The sequence below is a fragment of the Azospirillum mesophilum genome, assembly GCF_053470405.2.
In genome coordinates, this window is sequence record NZ_JBPXMQ020000066.1 from 1 (window position 1) to 24105 (window position 24105).

At 60.1% G+C, this 24105-nt stretch carries 16 protein-coding genes; 10 read left to right on the forward strand and 6 right to left on the reverse strand.

Going from position 1 to position 24105, the window contains the following annotated elements; translation table 11 throughout:
* The first annotated feature begins 473 nt into the window (after positions 1–473).
* Positions 474–2033 (forward strand): site-specific DNA-methyltransferase, encoded by a 1560-nt coding sequence (locus tag ACSVC7_RS30910; RefSeq protein WP_483509040.1) that lies wholly within the window; start codon positions 474–476, stop codon positions 2031–2033.
* Between the two features lie 11 nt (positions 2034–2044).
* Complete coding sequence (locus ACSVC7_RS30915; protein WP_448208593.1) at positions 2045–4534, forward strand: DEAD/DEAH box helicase; 2490 nt, start codon at positions 2045–2047, stop codon at positions 4532–4534.
* 100 nt (positions 4535–4634) lie between these two features.
* Here ACSVC7_RS30915 and ACSVC7_RS30920 read toward each other — a convergent pair whose 3' ends face one another.
* Together ACSVC7_RS30920 and ACSVC7_RS30925 are read right to left on the reverse strand one after the other, a co-directional pair.
* A complete protein-coding gene (locus ACSVC7_RS30920; RefSeq protein WP_448208595.1) occupies positions 4635–5090 on the reverse strand; it encodes an IS1595 family transposase in 456 nt (151 codons plus the stop codon).
* A complete protein-coding gene (locus ACSVC7_RS30925; protein WP_448208592.1) occupies positions 5087–5578 on the reverse strand; it encodes a transposase in 492 nt (163 codons plus the stop codon). The genes ACSVC7_RS30920 and ACSVC7_RS30925 overlap by 4 nt, the downstream gene beginning before the upstream one ends.
* Before the next feature lie 126 nt (positions 5579–5704).
* On the opposite strand from ACSVC7_RS30925, the gene ACSVC7_RS30930 reads away from it, so the two are divergent.
* The 8 genes from ACSVC7_RS30930 to ACSVC7_RS30965 all read left to right on the forward strand — a co-directional run bounded on the left by ACSVC7_RS30930 (position 5705) and on the right by ACSVC7_RS30965 (position 17570).
* Positions 5705–6619, forward strand: coding sequence for a TnsA endonuclease N-terminal domain-containing protein (locus ACSVC7_RS30930; RefSeq protein WP_448208591.1), 915 nt, complete (start codon positions 5705–5707; stop codon positions 6617–6619).
* Positions 6616–8787, forward strand: coding sequence for a TnsB C-terminal domain-containing protein (locus ACSVC7_RS30935; protein ID WP_448208590.1), 2172 nt, complete (start codon positions 6616–6618; stop codon positions 8785–8787). Before ACSVC7_RS30930 ends, ACSVC7_RS30935 begins: the two co-directional genes overlap by 4 nt.
* Positions 8768–10411 carry an ATP-binding protein gene (locus tag ACSVC7_RS30940; protein WP_448208589.1) on the forward strand — a complete coding sequence of 548 codons (1644 nt, stop codon included), beginning with the start codon at positions 8768–8770 and terminating at the stop codon, positions 10409–10411. Before ACSVC7_RS30935 ends, ACSVC7_RS30940 begins: the two co-directional genes overlap by 20 nt.
* Positions 10412–10418: 7 nt before the next feature.
* Positions 10419–11876 (forward strand): TniQ family protein, encoded by a 1458-nt coding sequence (locus ACSVC7_RS30945; RefSeq protein WP_448208588.1) that lies wholly within the window; start codon positions 10419–10421, stop codon positions 11874–11876.
* A complete protein-coding gene (locus ACSVC7_RS30950; protein WP_448208587.1) occupies positions 11873–13534 on the forward strand; it encodes a hypothetical protein in 1662 nt (553 codons plus the stop codon). Before ACSVC7_RS30945 ends, ACSVC7_RS30950 begins: the two co-directional genes overlap by 4 nt.
* Positions 13535–13810: 276 nt before the next feature.
* Positions 13811–15079, forward strand: a complete 1269-nt coding sequence (locus ACSVC7_RS30955; RefSeq protein ID WP_448208663.1) for a hypothetical protein — start codon at positions 13811–13813, stop codon at positions 15077–15079.
* A gap of 160 nt (positions 15080–15239) precedes the next feature.
* Complete coding sequence (locus ACSVC7_RS30960; RefSeq protein WP_483509044.1) at positions 15240–15752, forward strand: hypothetical protein; 513 nt, start codon at positions 15240–15242, stop codon at positions 15750–15752.
* 180 nt (positions 15753–15932) lie between these two features.
* Positions 15933–17570 carry an ATP-dependent nuclease gene (locus ACSVC7_RS30965; RefSeq protein WP_448208665.1) on the forward strand — a complete coding sequence of 546 codons (1638 nt, stop codon included), beginning with the start codon at positions 15933–15935 and terminating at the stop codon, positions 17568–17570.
* A 570-nt stretch (positions 17571–18140) separates the two neighbouring features.
* Here the strand turns inward: ACSVC7_RS30965 and ACSVC7_RS30970 are convergent.
* From ACSVC7_RS30970 to ACSVC7_RS30985, 4 genes are read right to left on the reverse strand one after another with little or no spacing between them, the layout of a single operon-like run.
* Complete coding sequence (locus ACSVC7_RS30970) at positions 18141–18992, reverse strand: hypothetical protein (RefSeq protein ID WP_448208666.1); 852 nt, start codon at positions 18990–18992, stop codon at positions 18141–18143.
* Positions 18989–20665, reverse strand: a complete 1677-nt coding sequence (locus ACSVC7_RS30975) for an AAA family ATPase (protein ID WP_448208667.1) — start codon at positions 20663–20665, stop codon at positions 18989–18991. The genes ACSVC7_RS30970 and ACSVC7_RS30975 overlap by 4 nt, the downstream gene beginning before the upstream one ends.
* Position 20666: 1 nt before the next feature.
* Positions 20667–22220: a restriction endonuclease subunit S gene (locus tag ACSVC7_RS30980; RefSeq protein WP_448208668.1), complete on the reverse strand. Its 1554-nt coding sequence runs from the start codon at positions 22218–22220 to the stop codon at positions 20667–20669.
* Positions 22217–23647, reverse strand: a complete 1431-nt coding sequence (locus tag ACSVC7_RS30985; protein ID WP_448208669.1) for a class I SAM-dependent DNA methyltransferase — start codon at positions 23645–23647, stop codon at positions 22217–22219. Before ACSVC7_RS30985 ends, ACSVC7_RS30980 begins: the two co-directional genes overlap by 4 nt.
* Positions 23648–24105 lie beyond the last annotated feature (458 nt).

Here is a 24105-nt window from a genome sequence, read left to right on the forward strand (position 1 = left end):
TGTGATCGTTCAAAAATGTTTGCACATCGACAAGAAAGTCTGCACATGGACAAAATAGTTTGCTCGCAGTCGAGATCAGGCTTCCCCGCGGCATGCTCACTTGCCGGGCAACTGACCATCCGAGGGGAGCTTGGCAATGCGAGTGGTGATCTCTCGTTGCCTTGGTTAATCCCACGGGACGAGGATGGCCGGTGCTCACGCGCGGCGTCATTTGGATACGGACGCGTGTCGCCGAGCAGGAGGCCCTGCTCGTCCTCCTATGTATCGTCTTTCCGAGCGCCCCGCGCTGTGCGCTTGCCGCAGCCAAGCGGGATCATGGTCGGGCGCCTAACGTTCAACGCGCCGTTCACCAGGATGGTGCCCACGCTGGCATCACAGCCTTTTGACGCTTGATCGGCAGCCTGAGATCGTATCAAATCATAGAAAGACAACTTTTCGACGACAGTGCAGACTCATTTATCCGACCAAAGGTTATGATGGACGGCACCATTCAACTCCCTTATAGCGACCTGTCTCGCGAGCAACTGGTGCAATTGCTTCTGCGCCGTGACGCAGAGCGAAAAATTGGGCTCGTTTGGGAACGAGCAAGCGCCAACGAAAACCTCAATCGGGACTTTGTCGTCCTCGACCCGGACTGGTCATTGTCGGTCGGTGGCTTGCCTACTGAAAACATCATCATCGAAGGCGATAACTGGGACGCGCTGCGCTATTTGCGCATGACAATGGCAGGGCGTGTGAAATGCATCTGCATCGACCCCCCATACAACACAAAGGCGGCGTTTGATCACTACGACGACCGGTGGGAGCATTCAGCGTGGCTGTCGGCGGTAAGCGCGCGCTTAGAGGTCATGCGAGAATTGCTTACGCCGGACGGCAGCATCTGGGTGTGCATCGACGACCGTGAGGGCCATTATCTCAAAGTTCTTATGGATGAGGTTTTTGGCCGGCACGCCTTCGTTGCAAACGTGGTGTGGCAGAAGCGGACATCTCGGGAAAACCGCGCGGCCTTCAGCGTGTCTCACGACTACGTGCTCGTCTACGCCCCCATGGGCGCCCAGGCGTGGCGCGACGTGCGCAACAAGCTGCCGCCCACGAGCGACGGTTACGGCAACCCGGACGGCGACCCGCGAGGGGAATGGCGCTCGATCCCCTTCACCGCTCAGGGCTATCGGGCAAACCAAGTCTACGACATCGTCAGTCCGACCGGTGTGGTGCTGAAGCCGCCGCGCGGCCGGTGCTGGGGCGCAACGGAAGAGACCTTTCGGCAGCACTTGGCTGATGGGCGCGTGCATTTTCCGCGCGGTGGCGATAGCCGTCCGCGGATCAAGCGCTTCGCTTTTGAAGATGAGGGCCTTGTGCCGGGAACGCTCTGGACCAGCGCCGAAGTCGGTGACACTGAAGAAGCCAAAAGGGAAATCCTGAACCTGTTCGCCGGCGATGATATTTTCGATACTCCCAAGCCGGAGCGGCTCATTCAGCGCATTCTGCACATCGCGACCGTTCCCGGTGATCTCGTTCTGGATGCGTATATCGGTTCAGGAACGACGGCCGCCGTTGCCCACAAAATGGGGCGTCGCTACATCGGTATCGACAACCAGACCCATCTTCGTCGTTTCTGCCTGCCACGGCTTGCGTCCGTCGTTGCTGGCGAAAGTGGAGGCATTTCACCCTCAGTCCATTGGCAAGGCGGCGGCGGAAGCATGCACGCCCGCTGCGCTACGGTGCCGTTCGAAGACGTCGGTTACGATCTGGAGCCGGAGCGGGCTTGGACGGCCATACGCCTGATCCATGGTCTGCCGCTTGGGCCTGTCGAGGCCGATGCTCCTTTCTGGCTGTCTGAACGGGACGACGAAGCAATTGTCTACCTTGATCGGGTCGTGGAGGAAACCGCGGTCCAACTGCAGGAAATGGCCAAGACCAAGCGTCTGACGGTGTGGTCATGGACCCCGGGGGCGGTGCGGGACGCGCTCGGGACGTGTCGCGCGGTGGTTCGCAAGCTGCCGGACGACCTTGTTGACAGGTTCGAACCATGAGAGCCACGTCAATGGTGAGTTCCGTATCCGCAGGTGGCGCATCCCTGGAAGAGTTTCAGGAGCGGGCCGTCACAGCGATGGTCGGAATCATCCAAAAAACCATCAGCACCATGGCACAAGCAGAATCCGCTCGGCGGAGAATCGCGCTCAGCATGGGGACGATCTTGCTGCAGGCACCTACCGGCGCTGGCAAGACCCTGATGATGAGCGAAACCCTGGCCCGCGCGGATAGAGTGCTGCGGAGCGAAGGCGAGCGGGTGGTCTGGTTCTGGTTTGCCCCTTTCACGGGTCTGATCGAACAGACGGCGGACGCCATCCGGCGCGACTGTCCCACGTTGCGAGTGCGCGATGTGCGGACGGACCGTCATCTCGCCCGTGTTCGCCGCGGCGACACGTTTGTACTCAATTGGCAAACGGTCGCGGCACGTAATGCGCAAAGCCGAGTTGTGAGGACCGACGCTGAGTCGGCTCCGTCACTCGACCTGTTGATTGAGGCGTTGCGAGTGGAGGGCTGGCGGATCGGCTGCGTGGTGGACGAAGCCCATCACGGTTTTCGGCCGGGAACCGAGGCGTGCCGCTTCTACACCCAAGTGCTGAAGCCGGATGTTACGATCCTGGCCACTGCCACGCCGCGCGATCGTGATGTTGAGGCCTTTTGCCGTCTTGCGAACATTCCGCCAGCGAATCTCAATACGATTTCGGTCGCGCGGAACCACGTCGTCGAGACGCGGCTGAACAAACGCGGAGTGCGCGCAGTCGCCTTCAAGCCCTACCAGAAGGACGCCGCGTTGATCGACACCGCCGAAACGGCGGTCGACGCGGCACTCGCCCACCATCGGCTCGTGAAACGGCTGCTGTTGGACAATGGCATCACCCTCACCCCGCTCTTGCTGATCCAAGTGGAAGATGGCGACCGCGCCATTCCCGCCATGCGGCGTTTCCTGGTTGAGCGTGGCGTTCCCGAAAGTGTCATAGCCGAACATTCTGCAAAAGAGCCAGATCGGTTTCTCCATACCCTTGCCTTTGACGAATCTAAGGAAGTTCTGATCTTCAAGGTCGCTGTTGCCACTGGCTTTGATGCACCCCGCGCGTTCACGCTGGCGTCGACGCGAACCAACCGGGGGCACGAGTTCGGTCTTCAGATCATTGGCCGCATCATGCGGGTGCATCCGCGCCTTAGGCATCGGACTGACCTGCCCGCCGAACTGGAATACGGATACGTGTTCCTGGCTCTTTTAGAGAGCCAGACGGGGCTTGCCTCGGCTGCGGCCGAGATTGGTCAGGTCCGCGACGAGATCCGCACCGTCGCCGACGATGTGATCGTATTCGAGGCAGCAAGCGGCCCCGACGGTGTTACAGTGATCGCCCCTGGGGAAGACGGGTTCAAGGGCGTTTTCGACAGCGTAACGGGCATGGTGCAGCAGGAAGCCCGGCCCCAGGCGCTGACGAGCGGGGCAATACGTCGATTTGGTTCGGCTGGGGATCTGTTCGGCAGTTGCAACGAGCTATTCGCCGACGCGCCCTCTTCCGGCAACGACAGTCCCAAGCTGAGGCCTCAGCCGCCAGCAAGCCATGTCTATCGGCTGCGCAGCGATCTGGAGTTTCCACGGGTGTTCCAAACCGAAATGGTGCCCTCGACGTTCATGCCGTTGGCCGATGCCGTTGCGGCTCGCGTCCATATCACGGACGGCATGATGATGTTCCTGCTCCGTCAATATGGCCGTGTACAGCGCATCGAAACGGACCTCTTCGAGGAATGGCGGACGACCTCGCACGAGGACGCTCTGCTGTCGCCGACTCGGCTTGCGCGAGAGTCGCAGCACGCTTTCGAGTTCAGCGACCGGATCGACCCGCGCCAGGTCCGTCGCGCGCTTCTGGAGCGTTTGCGGCGCGAAGCGGCGCATCGGCGTCTAGCGGAGCCATCGGAGCAAGACCTCCGGCGGTGCCTTGATCTGATCTTGGCCGAAAATCCCCGGCTGATTGCGGCGGCATGCCGAGTTTGCATGGGCGAAGTCGTTGAGGTGCGTTCGACGGAGCCATTGCCGGAGGCGCATTACGCGCCTTTTCCGCTCGATCCGTCCCGGCTCAATGTGTACGGAATTTACCCGCAGGACCTGAACACCTGGGAACGTCCTTTCGCTGAACTTTTGGACGAAGACACCTCAGGAATCGTGCGGTGGTGGCACCGCAATGTACCACACCGTGGCCATTCTATTGCCATCATCAAGGCGGACGGGCATCCATATTTCCCCGATTTCGTTGTAGGAGTCGAGGGAATGGCAAATACCGAGCGCGCGCGCTTGGTCGAGGTTAAGGAAAGAATAAACGACGATCGCAACGAAATCGCCAACCGCTCCCGTCATAAGTCGTACGGTTCGGCACTCATGGTGCGGCGCGACCCGACGTCGAAACGTTGGCAGGTGGTCAAGTTCCTGGAAGGGACAGGTACCAATGTTCCGGATCGGGACTTTGAACATCTTCTCTTGCGGACATGGGTTTAGCACGTTTGCACGCAGCAACTTTGCGCAGTGGAAGGTACGGATTTGCCTATACTCTAAATATTCTTGGCTCTTGTCGTGAAGCGGGGTGGTGCGTGGGCGATCATGTGACGATGGCTCCCACCAGGGCAGCGAGCAGGGCCTTTCCGCGCCGCCGAGCGTTATGAACGAACTGGAAGAAGGCGAGATAGCGGGGCAACTTGTCCTGGGAGATGCCGCGGTGCGGGCGCAGCCAGGAGCGCAGCAAGGACCAGACGCCCTCGATGGTGTTGACGTGAACCTCGCAAAAGCCGTCGCCATCCTCATCGCGGGCGTAATCACCGTGGGCATGACAGACGGTCTTATGCGCGTAGCCCCAGGTCTCCAGACGGGCGTAGATATCGTACTCGTCGGTGTGGATCAGGGCGCCTGCGGCGACGGACGCCTGAATGATGGGCCGGATGGTCGCCTGCTGGACGTTGGCCAGCATGTGCAACACGACCTCGCCGCCGCGCTGGATCAGGCCGAGGATGGGCGGCTTGTCCTTCGCCAATGTGCCGCGCCCGCGCTCGCCCTTCAGCCGGCGGCGCCGTCCCGAGCGCCCCTTTTGGCGACTTCGGCCGGCTGGCCTTTATGCCCGGCGACCACGTAGACCTCGTCGATCTCGACGGCGCCGTTCAGCGGCGGGGGCGGCGCCTTGGCGGCCAAGCCGGTCCGCAACTGCTCGGTCATCGCCTGCACGTCGCTCACCGCCAAGTCCAACTCCTGGGCGATCTGCCGGTTCGACAGGTTCAGGCCCATCAGGTACAGGCACAGCACCCAGACGCGCAGCGGCCGGTGGTGGCCGGCCAGCACCGTGCCGGTCAGGTCGTCGAAGCGGGCCTGACAGGCCTTGCAGCGATACCGCTGGCGCTCGCGGTGGGTCTCGTCGAAGCCATGGCGGACCACCGCCGCGCTGGCGCAATGCGGGCAGCGCACGCCCTCCGGCCAGCGGTGCTGGCGCACCAGCGCGTAGCACTTGGCGTCATCGAGCAGGGACGTCAGGTTCACCAGAAGGGGCGACGGCATCGCAAAAACCACGACAAGGGGCGATCCTCACGTCAACCGACGACGTCGCTTGTCCTCACGCCGCCCCTCACCACCCCGCTTTCCGACAAGAGCCAAGATAATTTGCACACGGTCCCAAGCCGGTAGGTGCTGAACCAGCAAAGCTTGCGCTTCGCCGCAGATGGCGTACCCTCGAAAGGGGTAGTCGGGCTGCGGAGTGACGGCATGGGGCGCCGCAGGTACAGCTTCGATGAGGACAAGATCGCCCGCTTCCACGCTGAGGGGCGGGGCACCGGCGTGGGCGCGGACTACAAGCCCTGGCTCACCGTTCAGGACGTGCCGTCGACCGGGCGCACTCACCGGCCCCGTGGGCTGAAGACCGGACGGGTCCACCATCTTCTGTCCGACATAGAGCGCGATCTCTTCTACATCCTCGACTGGTCCGAGTCGGTGATCGACATCCGGGAGCAGTTTCCCCTCGACCGGACCGTCACCCAAGCCATCACCGAGCGAATCGGCGTTACCCATCCCCGCGACACCACGACCAAGACCCCGCTGGTGATGACCACCGATTTCCTGTGCGATGTGGTGCGGGATGGACGGAGGGTTCTGATCGCGCGCTCCGTAAAGCCGGCCGACAAGCTGGAGAACGATAGGATCGTCGAAAAGCAGGAGATTGAGCGCCGCTACTGGGCGGAACAGGGAGTGGACTGGGGCATCGTCACCGACGCTGACATCCCTGCGACCTATACAGAAAACATCGGTCATGTTCACAAGCACGCGTCGGTCGCTGACCTGACGCAGCCTTACCCCGGTTATTACGCGGAAATGGCCGCGCTGATCGCCCGCGAGGTGCCGGCGCGGACGTACCTGTCTCTCCAGCAGTTCTGCGCCGAGATGGACCTTCGGCTGAAGCTGCCTCCGGCCACGGCCCTGATGCTGGTCCGCCACCTCATCGCGACGCGGGCTCTCGTCTGCGACATGACCAAGCCCCTGGACTACGATGCCCCGTTGATATGGCTGCGGTTCGCCGAGCCCGGCCAAGGGAGGCAGCTGGCGTGAATCCCCTTATTATCAACAAGCTGGTCACCTTTGTCGCCGAGGCGCGGACGGAGCGGGTGCTGTGGCTCGACCCGCTCGGCCGCGGCTGTTTTATGATCGATATCGATGACGGGGCGGCGATGCCGGTGTTCCGCCGGTCGGAGGAGATTGATCGGTTGCGCTCGGATGCGCTGTTGGCCGACGTCGCGAACGACCCCTGGCTGGCGCCGCTCAACGAGGCGGCTATCCCTGAGAACCACCGGGCACATCGCGACGCCGCTTGGAAGCTGGTTCGCCTCCTTGTCATAGAAGCGCCTGCCATTTTCCATCCCAACCAACGGGCGAAACTGGTTCAACGCATCGTGGTCGAGACGGGGGGCAACCGCTTCACACTCTACCGGCAGCTCCGCCGCTATTGGCAGCGAGGCATGTCGCCGAACGCGCTCCTGCCCGACTACGACCGCTGCGGCGGCCGAGGCAAAGCCAAAGCGGTTTCCGAGAAGAAGCGGGGTCGGGTCAGCACGACCGGCATCATCGGCGTCAACGTGGACGCCGGGATGCGCGGCCTGTTTCGCGACACGGTGACCCGTTATTTTGCCGTCAACCGCCGGCTCGACATGGCCGGCTGCTACGAAGAACTCATCAACGACCACTTCACTGATCTCCGGCTCGACGAAGAGACTGGTCGGCAGCGAGCCATCGTCCGTGCCGAGCACCCGACGTTGCGCCAGTTCCGCTATTGGTTCGACAAGGACAACGACGTCTTCCGCATCGAACGCCAGCGGCGCACGCCCCGGGTGTACGACAAGGATCTAAGGGCACTGCTGAACACCTCCACGGCCGAGGTTTTTGGTCCCGGTTCCCGGTACCAGATCGACGCCACGATCGCCGACATCTATCTCGTCTCCCGGATGAACCGGAACAAACTGGTCGGTCGCCCGGTGCTTTACGTTGTCATCGACGTGTTCACCCGCATGATCGTCGGTCTCTACATCGGCTTTGAGGGGCCGTCCTGGGTCGGGGCCATGATGGCGATCGCCAACGCCGCGACGGACAAGGTGGCCTACTGCCGCCAGTTCGGCATCGAGATTGAAGAGGCCGACTGGCCCTGCCACCACATGCCGGACCGACTCCTCGGCGACCGTGGCGAGATGATCAGCCCGTCCGTCGAAACGCTAATCCAGAACTTCCACGTCGAGGTGGAGAACACCGCGCCCTACCGGGCCGACTGGAAGGGCGTCGTCGAGCAACGGTTCCGGCTGTTGCCCGCGAAGTTCCGTGCTTACACGCCGGGCTACATCGACGTAGATTTCCAGGAGCGGGGCGCCCGCGACTATCGCCTGGACGCCAAGCTCGACATCGACGAGTTCACCGCGATCATCATCCACTGCGTCCGCTACTACAACACCCAGCATCTGATCCGCGACTACCCCCGCGACCGCCAGATGATCGCCGAGGAGGTCAAGGCGATCCCCATCGAGTTGTGGGAGTGGGGTATCGCGCGGCGGAGCGGACAACTGCGGTCCTACCCGGCCGATCTCGTAAAGCTGAGCGTTCTGCCTTCGAAAGAGGCGACCGTCACCATGCACGGCATCCGCTTCTACGGCTGCTACTACACCTGCGCGAAGGCCGTGGCCGAGCATTGGTTCGAGCGTGCACGGCAGCGGGGAGCCTGGACGGTGCAGGTGTCCTACGATCCCCGCTGCATGAACGAGGTCTACCTGCACGACGGGGATCGCGGTCGCATTCAATTTATCCCCTGCGCCATGACTGACCGCAGTGCCGCCTACCGCGACCGCACGCTGTGGGAAATCGACCAGATGCGGCAGGATGAACGCCGCTTGCAGAATGCTCACCAGCCCCGGGCGCTTCAGGGGCGGATCGATCTCCTACAAGCGGCAAAGGACATCATCTCCGCTGCCGAGGCGAAGCACGCGGCGGCTCCTGCAGAACCCGGCAGCGACCGTCAGAAGCTGAAGGGCATCCAGGAGAACCGCCGGCACGAACGGCGCGAGAATCAGGACCGTGAGGCCTTCCGGATCGGCGAGGTGCCAGCCGCGTCACCAAGCGGGGGGAATGTAGTCCCGCTCATATCCAAGCCGCCGGAAGAGGACGACTTCAACCTGCCCACTGCGGGTGAGATGCGCAAGCAACGGACGGAGGGACCGGATGACGATGGGCGGCGATGACGAACCCATCACCCTGCCGGAATACCGGGACAATCCCTTCATCAACCGGTTACCTCCAATCCTGTCAGCAGCCGAGGCGCTGGAGCGCCTGACCGACCTGCCGGCGTTCGACGAGGCCGAGCGGCGCTACCCCGCCCATCTGCGCGCCCACTGCGTGCAGCGGTTGGGGCGCTACTTCGACCCGCTGGACCGCCACATTCTCCTGGAATCGCGGTTCTCCATGCTGGTCCGCCAGGGCTATCTCGGGCGCAATCCGGCCAACGGGGATTACGTCCGCAGGCTCCAGAACTCTTACGACCGCCTTGAGCAGAACGACCTCGGCATCGCCCCGCGCCATTCCGTCGAAGCGACGGCCAACGGTTTCGCGATCGTCGGCTGCTCCGGTATCGGCAAGAGCCGCGGCATCGAGCGGGTGCTAAAGCTCTATCCGCAGACGATCCATCACTCCCAGCCGTTCAGCCTGGAGCAGGTGGTTTGGCTGAAGCTGGATTGCCCCTACAAGGGCTCGCCCAAGCAGCTCTGCATCAACTTCTTCGCAGAGATGGATCTGCTGCTGGGCACGCGCTACCGGCGCAAGTACGGAGCCAGCCGCTTCGCGGTGGACGAGATGATGGCGTGGATGGCCCATGTGGCCGAACTGCACGCGCTGGGCACCTTGGTGGTCGACGAGATTCAGCATCTGCGCCAAGCCCCCGGGGCCAGCCGGGATGATCTCCTGAACTTCTTAGTGACGCTGGTCAACACCATCGGGATACCGGTGATGATCATCGGTACGCTGGCTGCCGTTCCCCTGCTGCAGGGAGCGTTCCGCAACGCGCGGCGGGCCAGCGGCATGGGCAGCCTGACGTGGGAGCGCCTTCCGCAGGGCCCGGCCTGGAACCAGTTCGTCGAGCGCATGTGGGATTTCCAATGGACGCGGGAGCACACGCCCCTGACCGAGGAACTCCGTCATGTTCTGTACGACGAGACGCAGGGGATCGTCGATCTGGTGGTGAAGCTTTTCATGCTGACCCAGGTCCACGCTATCCAGCTCGGCGCCCTGCGCGACCGCCCCGAGCGGCTGGGGGCCGGTTTGCTCCGGCACGTCGCTAAGGAGAACTTCAAGCTCGTCGCCCCAATGATCGAGGCGTTGCGGGCCAACGATATGAAGGCCCTCGTGCTCTACGACGACCTGAGCCCGCTTCACGCGTTCGTTCAGCAGGCACTTGACGACGCCACGACGCAGTTGGCCCCTTCAGTAACAGTCGGACCCCGGGTGTCCGGTCGAAAGCCCGGCAGGGACGAGGGGAAGGCCCGGGAAGCCACCCTTAACGCGTTGCAAGCGATTGGGCTGACGCAGGAACTCGCCGAACTTGCGCTTTCCGATGCTCTTGCCGAAGCGCCTGATCTCGGACCGATGGATCTTCTCGCCCGGATCATGGACAAGCTCCAAGGACGTGAGCCAGAGAAGAAGCCGGTGAAGCGCCGCGGCGTCAGCAAAGCGAAAGGAGTCCCGCTGGCGCCTCTCGAAGCCAACGATTTGCGCGCCATCGCCGCGCAAGCAAAAGCCGGGGGACAGACCGTTCACGCCGCCTTCCTCGATGCGGGGGTGATCAAGCCGCCGATGGCGGACTTCGCCGCGTGAGGGCCAGATGCTGCCCTACTTCCCGACCATCTACCCCGACGAGCTGCTGTACAGCGTGGTGGCGCGCTATCACCGCCACACCGGCGCCAACAGCCCGATGCTGACGATGGGCGAACTCTTCGGCGATCGGAGCGTGCGCCTTACACCCTTCCTGGTCGGGCGTCTTCGTGACCTCGCCCGCCGTTTGCCGCCCGACCGCCGCCTCACGCCGACACGGCTGGCAATGACTGCCACCTTCTATCCATACTGCGTCGCCTATGAGCCGCCACCGGTGCGGCAGGCGATGTTGGACGCGATGACCGAGCGCTCCGCGGAGCGAAGGTTTGCCACCTGGGACATCGCGGCCAACCCGCTTCATTTCTCCACGGTCCTGCGCTGTTGCCGTTTCTGCGCGGTCGAGGCCACGGAGCGGTACGGCGAACCCTATTGGCGGCGGGCACATCAACTTCCCGGCGTGCTGGTCTGTCCCGACCACGGAGTGCCTCTGACCGTCGTCGCCAACGCACCGGCGACCACCGCCGAGCATCAGCATCTGGTCACGGCGCCGAACGTTGCCGACCTCGGCGACATTCCCCGACCGGCCTGGACGGTGGACGGTACCTGCCTTGCTTTGTTGCAGGAGATCGCCCGGCGGTCATGTCAGCTGCTGGAGGCGCCGCCACCCGCCAATTCCGCCGAAGTCCGTCTGAGCGCCCTGGCCGAACTCGGGCTAACGGACGGAGTACCAATGCGGCCGAACCTCCGACGCCTGTGTGAGGCGTATGTTCCCTTCGCCCGACCCATCCAACCGGTTCTGAAGGAAGTGCGAAGCACCGGTTGGCTCTCGTCGTTGATGAATCCGCACGGACCACCGGTTCACCCCCTGCACCACATCCTGTTCGACCTGCTGCTGGACGATCTTTCGCGACTGTCTCTGAAGGCTGCTCCTAGTGCGACCGCGGGCCGACGGCATATCACCCCCCGCGACGATCTGCCCCCGAACGGTGGCGGTCTTGCCAAACACGCGCCGACAGAGAGCGCGTTTCAGCATCGCCGAGAACGGACATGGATGAGTGCGTCGTTGATCGTCCCGGTTCACCGCCGATTCCGCCCTGAAACGCTCGACTGGCCGGTGGTGGACCTGGACCTCGCCGTCCGCATCCGGCATGCGGCGGCCGAGATGCTGAACGAGACTCCGCGGCGCAGGGTCACGAGGAACGCGATCAAGATCCGGTTGGGCAAGATGATCGATACCGACCGCTGGGGAGACCGGCTCCCGGAGACCCTGCACGCGCTCAGCGAGGTGACCGAAACCACGGAGGCTTTCCACAAGCGCCTTATCGCGCGGGCTTTGGCGAACCTTGGTGCGGCCGCAGCCACCGCGTCGATCCTTCAGGTTCGAAAACTGTCCGGGGTGCCGGCCGCTTCCGTTCCCTTCATTCAAGCGGCTTTGGCGGACATAGCGGCCGTTTTGGAGGCTCCATGACCCTGGTCCGGCAGTTTTTGAAACACGCCGATGCGCTGGAGGTCTTCTGGCTGGTCGGCTTCCAAGAGGATGTCCAGCGTGGCTGGCTGGTGCTGACCATCACTCATGACCTGGAAACGGGGAAGCTCAAGCTATGGCATTTACCGATCGGGATGCTCCCCCTTCTGGCACCAGGCCGGGTCTTTATCCAAGGATGCCAGAGCAAGACGCCTCATCGCGGGCGCTCCCTGGTATTGCGCGTCGATGACGTCGGGGCCGCCGAGGAGGTTACGACCACAGCGATCCCATCCGAAGTATTTTCGTTCGGAAAGCCTCCCGCCGGTATTCAGCACCTGCTGCGCTACCGACAGGGCGAAAGGGTGATCCTGGTACCGACTGTCGAGATGGTTCGCTATCTCTTCCTACACAACAAGACCATGGCGAACGCCCTGATGCGCCCAGCCGGGATCATGGAGCTTTTCAGTCCGGAGGCACCCGGCTTCCACCCGGAGCTTCACCTGCGCTTTACCCGCGGGATGCCGCGCAACTGTCTGTCCGATGCGTTCGCCAGCGAGTTCGCCTGGACTGCTGTCGAACCGGAAGGTCGACGCTCATGGGACAGTGTCCGGGAGAGGACGCTGGGGGAGAAGTTCGTAAGTATCACACCTCCACGTCTGCTCGAGGCGGTCTGGGTGGTACGCGCTCTTGAGTGGGAAGAAACAGTGCTGGTCCTGGAGATTCACTCCATGACCGGCAAACACTTTCCCTGTGATCTCCTGCGCTACTCGCATCCGTCCATCCGCGAGGTGCAGCCGTTCCGTCCTGTCAGCCTCAAATCCCGACATCAAAATGAAAATGCTGCACTTTTGTCTGCAGCGCCGGCATTCGCCCATGACCCGATCATCGACGTTGCGGCGACCGGCAGCCGGACGAACGTTCACCAGACTGCGCTCCATATCCCGGCCAAGATGGGGACTTTCGATCGCGCCGTTCCCGTCGAAAGAGTGGTCCTCGGGGCGCGGCCTTCCACTTCATCGGACCAAGATGCCTCGGCACGAGAGCAATCCCGATCGCGGCGTGACCGGCCGAACGCCCAACGGCAGCGAATCGGCGTCAGTGTTGCGGAGGACGATTCATCCGCCTCCCTGTCACCCATCGAGTTCCGCCTGCTCGAGCCAGCGGAGCCGAACGATGCGGGGGAACTCGAACCTATGATGACGGTGATCAGGTTGATGGCGAAGGAGCTACCGGGGGTGCATGTTGCGAGTTCACTTTGTCTCCTGAAGCCAGGCCGTGCGTTCTCAATGGTAGGGCGCCGTCGTCGCCCATGCCTGATCGCCATTTTCACGCCGAAGACGCGGATCCCATTGGTGTTGGTGAGTGTCGATCACTCCGGCGAACATGCTTTGTCCAGCCTCGCCCTGACCTACCATCGCTCTTGTGGTCTTCCGGAAATGGAAACGCACCTTGCCGCCTTGTTGGACGGGCTGGTGGACAACTGCGGTCGCTGGGAAGTGGATGCTCTTGGGAAAAACCTGAGTTCGATATCGGTGACGCGCTTCCGAAGGGTGCTGCGGTGCCGCGACAGACTAAACGACGAAACCTACCTTACGGCGTGGGCGACAAGATTGAATATCCGTCTAGGCTTGGTGCCCAACAGTGTTAGGATGGCGTGTTGAAGGAACGTCCAGAACTGTGGGGTCGTGTCCCAGCGGGTGGTGTAGGATCTTGTGGGGAACCGGCCCGCCTACGCCAGCTTGGGGGCGCTACGGCGGACCGGTTCCCCACAGATCCTACACCACGCAACGGGACACGACCTCACTATGGAAAGTAATCTCGCGTTAAATTGTTTCAGCGTATGGGTGCCGGTGTCGTGGGTGGCCGTCTGCCTGTAGCGGGTTGCCTTCTTGCATTGAGCACCGCTCCACGCGGCCGACGTATGAAGGGAGCGTTTCATGTCCCTGTATTTCACATCGTGCGAAGGCAATGTGATCAATACCATGACTGGATTGCGCGGCATCGCCACGCGACATGACGTCAAAGCAGGAGTGGAGAGGTTAGCGGCTGAGAGGATGAAATTAGGCTTGGCTGCACCGGCGGCCTACTACGAAGCAATCAAATCCGTAACCGACGGAGAGCTTCCAGAGGAATTCGATCATTTCCGATGCCTCAACCACTCGACCGTCGCCCGCGTTCTGCATTTCTTCAATGTTCTTGCACGATATGGATACACGCAGCTGACGCGCCGAGCGCGCGAATGGAAGGCCATACCGAGCCATAGGTTCATTGGGCGCGTCATGGCGTACAATTTTCTGTATAATGATTTTTATTACGCTGCAGCGCCCTTGGTCGAGGCGCATTTCCGTATTCAGGAACCGGTTAAGAACAGCTCGAAGCGCACCGACTTTTTTGTGGAAGGCGAAGTCAAAAAGGCCATAAATTTTCTCGGTCCAGCGCTGGACAAATATACGGAGTTCGGCAGCCATCATTTTGTCGGACGACTTATCGATGTGGTTTGCTGTAGCAAGCGGCCATATGTCTACGAACATGTTGCGTTGACATTGTCTCAGCGTTCGATGCTGTCGATTCGCAGCGTGTATGTTTCGCAATTTGCTCGAACCCTTTTATCACCCGAACTTTATCCGCATGTACCCCTCGTCGCCCTCAAGCACTCCAAACGTATCATCCCGCATTATTTTGGAGTGATCGAGTCGTCCGAGGATCGGCCCGCCCGGGCCAGTCTGCCGTTGCTCTGGACAAGCACCGGTGAACTCGACCCCCTTGGCTTTTCCGGCAACGAACTCAGTACCGTCGGAAGTCAAGAGCCAAGATACAGCACGTATCGCGATCTGGCGCTTGCCCGCTTGCTGTGGCACATTGCTAACCGTGTATGCATGATTATCAGTTGCGAAATCCACGACAAAAACAAATCAATCTGCGAAACATACCTTAGGTCATTTCGAAATTTTGTTGCAATGTGGGATCCGAATCGCGCGCATTATTTATCCATGGTGTATGAAGTTGACTCGTTTATTATTGAGGAAGTAAAAATACGGGGTTGTGGCGACTTATGCAATAAAAACTTATCTGAAGTCTGCGGCATTGCTCGTCCCATCATATCAAAGTGTTTTCTATATTTCTATGATCTCTGGCCAGAAGAAGTGTGGATGGACGAAGAATACGGCGTAGCTATGGCTTTTGACTTTAGCTATATTCAGATATGAAGAGAGGTGTTTTGTGTTTTTCTTTAATGCAACCCGTTACGAGTCTAGTGAGCAACTGGAAAGAGATTTCCGGCAATGGTTAAGCACAGGCCGCCCCCTTGTGATACCCTTGATACTTCCCGAATCCGAGCTGGGAAAGGCCATTTTGAATGAGGCTTATATGAAGGCGTACGCTGGTAACAGTTCCAGTAAAATCGATGTGTTCTTCCATGATAATTCGAAGGAAAGTTTTTGTGCTCTCCTTGATGAAATTGCGGGCATTCTGTCCAGCGAAGCGCTTCCAAACCGCGATGGTCTTGGCCCGATAATCGGCTCGAGCGTGGTTGTAATCTGGCCCAAGTTCGAAAAAATCTATTGCGTGAGTCGGCTTGACGAACACCCTGCGGAGCGCACCCGCACGTTGCTCGGTTTGATCGCGGAGTTTGCGGACAGCAACACTTTGGAAGCCCAACTGGATGGGTTTCGAATCAGGAATTGCCTGAGCGCGCCAATGAACTATGCCACCGAAGCGCCGTTCTTGGTGTTCGAGGTGGTTAGGAAATACGTCTCGAAAGCCGCTGCTCGGCTCAGGCACCCAGCAAGGCTGCCCTCCGTGACACCTTCCAAAAGCGGCGAACTTTTACTTCCCCCTCGACGCTCGCCGCACGAAGACGGTGACACTGGCGGTGGCTAAAAAGCCGGGTGAATCTGAGCCTCCCAACCGATCCGTCGAGTTCACCGCCAGGAATAGCGGCGTCATGGACGCGCGATCGAATTCGGAAAGTGATCGGCTGGCAAGCGGGTAAGAGCATCAATCCACCGCCAGGCCCTTTGATGGCCCGCTACTCTCCTTGCACGGACGAATGGAGTCTTCATGAGCAGCGATACAGTGCTCCTGCCGGTAAGCCGCCTAAGGCTATTCGGCTTGCGCAAGCTGAACTGGCAGCAGCGCGGCTGGACGACGTCGCTCGAAGACCATCTCTCGATCAACGGCCTGGACCGCTGGCTCGAACTACGGCGGATCACCATTATCGTTGGCCCCAATGGCGGCGGCAAAAGCACAGTGATCGACCTGTTGCGCGCATTGGCCGAACCGGGGTGCTGGCCGAGCTTGCCCCGCGAGAATTACCCGGGTGAAGACTGCTCCGGCTTCGACGTCGAAGGGCCTGGATGGAGCGTTCAGGTCCGCTTTTCGAAACGGACGCCAGACGCTGATCAGATGTTCACACTCAACGCGGCCGAACTGTTCGGTCGGCGCGGCCCAATCGCCATTCACGGCCAGGAGATGATTCCGAAGTTGCCCGTCACTGGTACTTGGACGGACACCATCCAATCTTTCCTAGAGCACACGGCGGCCCTCCGCGTCCACTATTTCCCCGCCACCGGACGAAGACCCGGTGAAGAGCTGGATGATGCACAGTTGGTCGGCGTGCTGAATGAACTGAGTCCTCACCTTCCCTCTGTCTATCACAATCCGCAGATGTCGGTGTTCAAGCTGTTCCAGGGAGCTACCCCGGAACCCGGCAACATCGGGGTCTACTTCAAAGACGACCCCGGCCAGCACGCGTTCGTCCATCGCGATGCGCTGCCGCTCGGGTGGCTCCAACTCGCCTCAGTGCTCGCGTTCCTGCGTGGCTGCGAGGCGGGATCACTGGTCTTGCTCGACGAACCCGACCGGCATCTGCACCCGAGTTTGCAACGAGTCATGCTGGACCTCGTCGACCACGAAGGCTGCCAACGCGGCTTCCAAACGGTCCTCGCCACCCACTCCCCGGTGCTGACCAACCCGGAACTCTGCGATCGCGTGCACGCCCAAGTACTCGTGGCGGCGCGGGGCCGCTGCGAGCCGCTGTCGGACCGGCGGCGCCTGCTCGATGACCTTGGGGTGACATCCGGCGATCTGGTGCAGGCCAATGGGATCATCTGGGTAGAGGGGCCGACTGATCGCATTTACCTCAAAACCTGGATTGAACAGCGCGCGCGGCAGCGAGGCCTTCCGGTGCCGATTGAAAGGATGCATTACCAGATTGCCACTTTCGGCGGTGCTCTACTGAAGCATGTCACGCTGGTTGAAGAGGAGAACGACCGCATCGCACTGCCCGCAATCAACCGAAACTTCACCGTCGTTATCGACCGGGACATTCCAACCAACGCTGGCGGAATCCCAGAAGCGGAAAAGCGGCGGCTGGTCGCCGAAGCGGAAGGGATGGGCCGGCCGGACGTCGTATGGATCACGGATCGGTATACGATCGAAGACTATCTCCCACCTGCGATCACGCGTGGATGCCTTCGCCACGAGAATGGGCGGACGCGGGTCGTTGGCATGTCGAAAATGGACTTGGCCTACCGCTTCCGCCTGGAAGCGGTCGATTGGGATTCCGGTGTTGTTCCCGGTACCGACCTTCCCGACCGCATCGACCGATTGCTCGTGTCGATCGTCGACTGGCAAACGCCGCAGGAGGTGATCCATCCTCCATACGTTCCCCCTTGGCTCAATGGCGAACGCTTATGATAGAACCCTCGCCCGGAACCGGGAACGCTGAGGCCGGCTGGGCACGCTGGGATCGGCGCAGCGCCAAGTCGCCCCGATGCACGGCGAGGCCCTGCGCGCCATGCTGGACACGCTCCCGAACACGACCATCGGCGCACGCGACCGCGCCCTGTAGCTGGACGGCTTCGGCGTCGCGATGCGGCGGTCGGACCTGGTCGGCCTTGCACTTTAGGATGTTTGGATCTACCCCGAAGGCGTGCGCGTGCGGCTGCGCCGTTCGAAGGCTGACCAAACGGGACAGGGGGAGGTGGTGGTGATCCGCCGCAGCCGAACTGCGTATTGAACGTAAGCGTTAAGACCGCCCCTTGTAAGAGGGGCAAAACCCCGGGCAAGCGCTACGCTCAAGCCTGTGGGCCGTTCGGTCAAGCCGTTGCGAATCCTCGATTTGTATGATCCTGCCGCCGCATACGGCCAAGGTTATGCCCGGGGTTTTGCCCCTGTTGCCGCCCCTTTCTTCCCGGTTCCCCTTCCGTGAGCGAGATTGCGCGCGGGTTCACGGGACAGGGAGGGGGCGGTCTTAACGCTTACCTATTAGAGCTCCAGCAACTGCCGGATCCAAGGATGATCAGGTGATCGTTGACCGCGGAGCAGGAAGATCATCTCGCCACTGTACGGAGCCTTCCTGTCGATCATCCGCTGGATGCGCTTCGCAATGCCCCGGAAATCTGCTTTAGTATCCGGATTGTTGTCGTCGATTCTAAGAAAGGCGGCCTTTGCTTCGCGTACAGCTTCTAGAAGCATTACAGCCTCACGGTGCCGCTGCTTGCATGTGGGCTCGTGGTTGAGATGGTATACCTCAATGGATTTCTGGACACGAACAACTACACTCTTGTCGCTGCTTGTTGGGCATGGATGTCCGTTCTCGCGCTGGCAGCCTAATAATTTCCAATCTTCGAGATCGCACGGGTCCAAAATCTCCGGCTGTTCCTTCCGCACAGTCCTGAGAAGGTCACTGAAATCCAGCGTCGTCACATCGACTTCATAGACGCGTGCAGCCTCGTCAATGAGCGGGAACCGGTCCGCCTTGCCCCCGCTGGTGCCGTGCTCCACGTCGATGCGTCGGCTGTTGCAGTAAGTGCAGGCATACCGGAAATTTCCGCGCTCGAACGCGAGCCAGCGGTACCCTGAGTGCTCCTGCTTTGCGTCGCTAACACGTCCTTTCGGGCGAAAGTGGTCGACGGCGTTGTCCGATCTCGGAATAGGCGTCTCGCAAAACCAGCATTTATCGTGGAGTAAATCTGCAAGTTTTGACTTTACATCGCGCCAGATCTGGTCACGTTCGCCCGGCACGGTTCCGTTTTGCACTACCGCCCGTGTTGCAGCCTCGGCTTCTTCGAGCCAGCCGTCACGCAGACGCAGTTCATCAATGTCAACGTATCTCAATTCGACGGCCCCTGCTGGTCACGCACCAAGTCCGCGATAAGCCGTCGGGAAAGTTCCTCTCGCTCCTCCAGGCTCATGTCGAGCACGCGGTTAGCAAGATTGTCGACATTTTGCGTATGGAAGATTCGCTCCAACTCCTGGCTTCGAAGGCGGAGATACCTTGAGTACTCGTCATCCGGGTAGAAAAAGCGAAACCCCAACTGGTCCAACCTATTATTAACGCCATCCAAATCTGCCTGCTCCGCCTGTGAGAGCTGGTCTTTCGTAGACAAGAGGCGCTGCTTTTCAAGATCGAGCTGCGTGGGCCTGTCGAGGGACGATGCAATGCCGAACATTTTGCTCGTGACGATGGCGGCATATCCCATTCCTCGGGGGTCCATCTCGGGAAACGCAGCCACGATCCGGCGCTTGCCGTCCATGTCGCGCGCCTGGAGTATCTGAACCTGCTCCCTCAGAAGTTCTGCGATGGCGAGCGGGTTATGTGTAGTCATTATAACGTGGCTGGCTTCCTGCTCTTCCACCGAGTTGCCTATGAACTCCTTTAAGAAAGTAAGATAATCGACGCTCCACTTTGGATTAAGATGGGTATCTGGCTCGTCGAGGAGGAATAGGCTCTCGTCTTCAGCAGTAAACCGGAGCAGACCGAGTACCGTAAGTAGCTGCTGTTCGCCCTCGCTCAGCTCACGGAAAGTGACCGTTCCGTCGTTTTTCCTGAGCTTAACCTTGATGCGAACCTCATCGACGAGTTGTGACACATAAGTACTCTCGAGATCCCTGAAAAAATGTGCTGGAGACTGCGTTCCAACCAACCTTCTAAGCGCCTGTATGTCCTTAATGTAAAGGTACTTGAACTGCAGAGTCTCTTTATTCCAGAGAGATGTAGGCACTCGGCGCTCCACCTCAATTGGTGCGAGGGCTACCTCCCAGACGCGATCTAGGAAGCTGCTCACGATCCCTCTAGCGCCCCAGAAGCGAGGATCCCCGTCGGGATGCGGTTTCCAGGGCGGTTTGCGCAGGACGAACAGAACAGATTCTAGACCCTCGTCAGGGTCGAGCCCCAAGTGGTCGCGAAGCAAACCAGAGGCTTGACCCGAACCGCCAATCATAAACGCAAGCAGAACAAATTGGCTATGTACCGGCAGGGCATAGAACAGCCTCTTCAAACCCGGGTCTCTGCCTCGTCTCAGTTGCTCGTCATACCACTGGGTGTACGGCGAAAAAACGTCTCGCATTCGAGGGCTCTCGCCGGAATAATAACTAAAGACATAGCGCGGAAGATTTGACTCGTCCTTTAGAAATGCTCCCAGCTTCATTTTTTGTGGAGCCGAAGCTTCTCCATTTCCTGACATGGCAGCGGAGGCCACCATGATTTGGAATGGCTCCCTCATGTCGGGGTCGTGATAAATGCTAATGTTTTTCTGGAGGTCGCCGCGACCGATCCGATAGATCAACTCAAACGCAAAATCTATGCGAGGCGTTCTTCGCGGTCCGATCAACTCGCGGAAGATGATCGCGAGGGCCTCAAGAACGTTTGACTTACCTGTACCGTTCCAACCTATGACGACGGTCACCCACTCGCCTTGATCGAAATCGATGGTAACGTCCTTGAGGTTCTTAAATTGGTGCGTCGGGCTGTCTTTGTCGCTCCCGATCTTTATCTTGTCAACACGCATGTTAGACGGAGGCCTTCAATCTTAGGCGATCACCGATTTTCGTCCCCGCGCCGTCGCGGATCGGTTCCGATAGCAGGTTGCCAGACGCGTCGAGTTTGCGCAACTCCGTGTAGAATGGCTCCACCGCCTCGGTGGGTGCTCCGGACGTTATGCCATATAGCCTTGCAACCTCTTGGGATGGCAGCCAGTCGTCTGCCTCCCGCAGGATATCCTCTACCGTTCTCTGCATAGCTTCGACCCCGAATGCGATTTTATCGATGTCTTCGGCCTTCTGACGCTCCTTCACGGCAGCGAGCCGCTGGATTTGTTTCGTCGCGGCTTCGTCGGCGGGGTTCCGGGTTGCAAGCTGCCCAGCAAGGGCTTGATTGACTAGCCGACCGTACAGCATGGCGATGCCATCGCGAGATCTTCTCGCCTGCTCCGCAGCTGACGCCAGCTTACTCAAACCCGCCTCGACGCGCTCGATAATTTCGCGCTGGTCGGCAATGCTGGGGCAGGGGAGTCGGAAGGCTGCAAGCTTTCTGGAATTGATGTTCGACTGGCTCACACCGTCACTCTTAACGGCACGGCAGTAGCTGCGACCGGCAGGGCTGTTGAGACAATGGGTCAGGTATTCCGGCAGCATGCGATCAGCGCATCTGATTCGAATCAGGTATCCGGCAAAGATCGCCTGCTGCTCCCCGCGGAAAAGGGCCGTTTTGCCGACGAGTTGGGGGCTGTTGGTCCGATTGAACAGCACGTCCCCAGGCTGGAGCGAGTAGCGCTCAATCTCCTGATCATCGGAGGTGTAGACTAGGTTGGACCAGTCGAGAATACCATCTTGGATATTGCCCATTCGCAGGACGGGCACTTTTCCGGTCGGCGTCGACTTGGCGGACGAGCCATACATCAGGTCAGTCGCGATCTCGCCCACGGAGACGACTGGCGGCCCTCCAAGGTATTCTGCGCGCCGTTGCTTTGGGAGTATGGTGAGATTATAGGCGGACTGCAGGATAGCCGACCGCCCAGTCTCGACGGAGGTAATAACGCTATCGAGGTGCGATCGTGCGGCGGCACTTCGCTCTTCGGCGCTCCTCAGTCGCTCAACGATGCGTCTCTGCTCGTTAAGCGGAGGCACGACAATTTCTGTCGCTTCAAAGGCGCCCTTGGTAACGTGACGGAGGCCGGCACCTCCGTGCGCCTTAGCGATCTGCTCTTCGAGCGTCTGGTTGATCGCGAGCCGCAGGAATTCTCGGTCGATTAGGTGTGGATCGACCCGGACGTTGAAGATGTGCTGGTTCAGGACAGCGGTGGGGCCGCGCCAAATGTGCGCCCCGAACGACGTGCCCGGCGTTCCCGACCAAGCGAACAGGAGGTCGCCATTGCGGACTAAATGTTTCTCCGCGACCGGTCCCGAGAAGTGGTTGAATGCTGCGTCAGCCCTGTTCAGGTTTTGGATTCGGACGATTGGGAGGCCCGTTCTCGTCCAATCGCTCGGCTTGAAAGCTCGTCCGTTCACAAGCTCCGCAATCGATCCGATTGTGGTCCTCGCCCAGCCAAGCGGAAGCTCCTTCACCGTTCGTCCTCCTCGGACGCGAACTCCTCGGCAAGCACCTCGATCTCCGCCATTGCCGTCTGGAGATGAAAGAGGATAGTGGAAGCGATCTCTTGGGGTAGAACTTCCCCTGCCTCCCCGTCTCTATCCTGTGGGGTGAGCCAGACCAGATCTAGGTTCTCCTCACGATCCGCGATCTCCGCGCGCCCGAAGCAGCGCCACCTGCTAATGGCGTCTTCTTCCGAGCGCGGTGCCCTGCCATGTGGGTCATTGCCGAACAGCGCCTCGAATTCAGAAAAATGCTCGGGCAGGAGCGGGCGCGTCTTGCCAAACCGGGGCATAGCCGTCCGCATGTCATAGACCCATATCCGCTCCGAATTATTGGAGACCCCATCTCGTCTGCGGAAGAATAGGACATTGGTGTTGACGCCCTGACTGTAAAATATCCCGTTGGGCAGGCGTAGGATGGTGTGCAAATCGCACGCACTCAGCAGGTCAGCGCGTATCAATTTTCCAGCACCACCCTCGAACAACACATTATCCGGCACGACGACTGCCGCTCGGCCGCCGTCTTTGAGGCCGAGTCGGATGTGCTGGAGAAAGGCCAATTGCTTGTTTGCTGTCTTATGAGGAAGATCACTGCGCGTCCTCCTCGCGCTTCCAGCCTTGTTGCCGAACGGTGGATTGGCCAGAATGAGGTCGGCCGGCCTGAGAGTTATTGCATCTGTGGTGAGCGCATCGCCCAACAGAATCCGGGCATCCAAACGGTGGAGGAATGAGTTCATCTGGCAGATGCGATAGGTCCCCTTCTCTATTTCGACACCCTCGAACAACGGCGGGTTGCCAGGGTATGCACCGGGGGACGCGCCAGCCTCGACGTATTGCTTCGCCGAAATCAGGAAACCGCCGGTGCCACATGAGGGATCTTGTATTGTCTCGCCCATCGCTGGGCGTGTCAGTCGCACCATACTGTCGACCAGCGGGCGCGGCGTGAAATACTGACCAGCGCCTGATCGCGCATCTTGTGAGTTCCGGGCGAGCAACCCCTCATAGATGTCACCCATCCCATCCGCGGCTACGGAATGCCAGTCGAGCTTGGCAATTCCCGCAATCACTGCCTTCAGATTTTCCGAGTGCGAGAATACGGTGGTTGGGAAGGCATAGATTTCCTGTACGATGGGGCTTGAGGCATGCCCTCCAAGGTAGGTCAGCATGTCGCGATAGAAGGTTAGCAAGTCTGGTCCTTCATATCCGACCAGATCACGCCAGTGGCAGCCCTCCGGCAATGCCGACTCGGTACCCGTCTCCTCGGCGATCTTGAGGAACAGGAGGTAGGTGAGTTCGGAGATGTACTCATGGTAGCTAACCCCATCCCCCCGCAAGATGTGGCAGAGATTCCAGATGCGCCTGACGAGGTCATTGCTGGTCCTGACCGGCTTGGTTGTCACTCGCGATCTCCGAGATAGTGCATGTTGACGGGGCCAGTGTGGTGCGGCGATCAGGATGGGAAGAACGGGAGCGCAGAGGCGCGATGTTTGACGCTGTCGTCGCTGGAATTCAAGGCTTCTGTCGCGGTGCATCAATCTGATTGAAATAGATTATCGTGGCTCTCCAGAGGGTTGGGTTGATGACCAGGCACGATCTTAGCATCACCGAATTGGATTTTTCGCCCCCCGTCGCAGGAAGCATGTGTGCGAGGCATAAGGACACCCTTCCTGCAAGGTTGCCCGATCAGCGGGCAGGTGGGGCATGGTCATCAGGTGCAAGCAATTTTGTCAGGCCAAGCCGGTGGACGATCCTCGGCGTGGCCGTCACGTGCAAACATCCCAAATCTAGCTCATTAACCACGCACGCTAAATCAATGCTTTAGCGGCAATCCATGTGCAGATATTTTTGTCTACCGACA

Excerpts from the sequence above, each read along its gene's own strand:
- ACSVC7_RS30910 (WP_483509040.1), top strand. The coding sequence starts at position 474 with ATGATGGACGGCACCATTCAACTCCCTTATAGCGACCTGTCTCGCGAG.
- ACSVC7_RS30915 (WP_448208593.1), top strand. The coding sequence starts at position 2,045 with ATGGTGAGTTCCGTATCCGCAGGTGGCGCATCCCTGGAAGAGTTTCAG.
- ACSVC7_RS30925 (WP_448208592.1), bottom strand. The coding sequence starts at position 5,578 with ATGCCGTCGCCCCTTCTGGTGAACCTGACGTCCCTGCTCGATGACGCC.
- ACSVC7_RS30940 (WP_448208589.1), top strand. The coding sequence starts at position 8,768 with ATGACGATGGGCGGCGATGACGAACCCATCACCCTGCCGGAATACCGG.
- ACSVC7_RS30945 (WP_448208588.1), top strand. The coding sequence starts at position 10,419 with ATGCTGCCCTACTTCCCGACCATCTACCCCGACGAGCTGCTGTACAGC.
- ACSVC7_RS30950 (WP_448208587.1), top strand. The coding sequence starts at position 11,873 with ATGACCCTGGTCCGGCAGTTTTTGAAACACGCCGATGCGCTGGAGGTC.
- ACSVC7_RS30955 (WP_448208663.1), top strand. The coding sequence starts at position 13,811 with ATGTCCCTGTATTTCACATCGTGCGAAGGCAATGTGATCAATACCATG.
- ACSVC7_RS30960 (WP_483509044.1), top strand. The coding sequence starts at position 15,240 with ATGAAGGCGTACGCTGGTAACAGTTCCAGTAAAATCGATGTGTTCTTC.
- ACSVC7_RS30965 (WP_448208665.1), top strand. The coding sequence starts at position 15,933 with ATGAGCAGCGATACAGTGCTCCTGCCGGTAAGCCGCCTAAGGCTATTC.
- ACSVC7_RS30975 (WP_448208667.1), bottom strand. The coding sequence starts at position 20,665 with ATGCGTGTTGACAAGATAAAGATCGGGAGCGACAAAGACAGCCCGACG.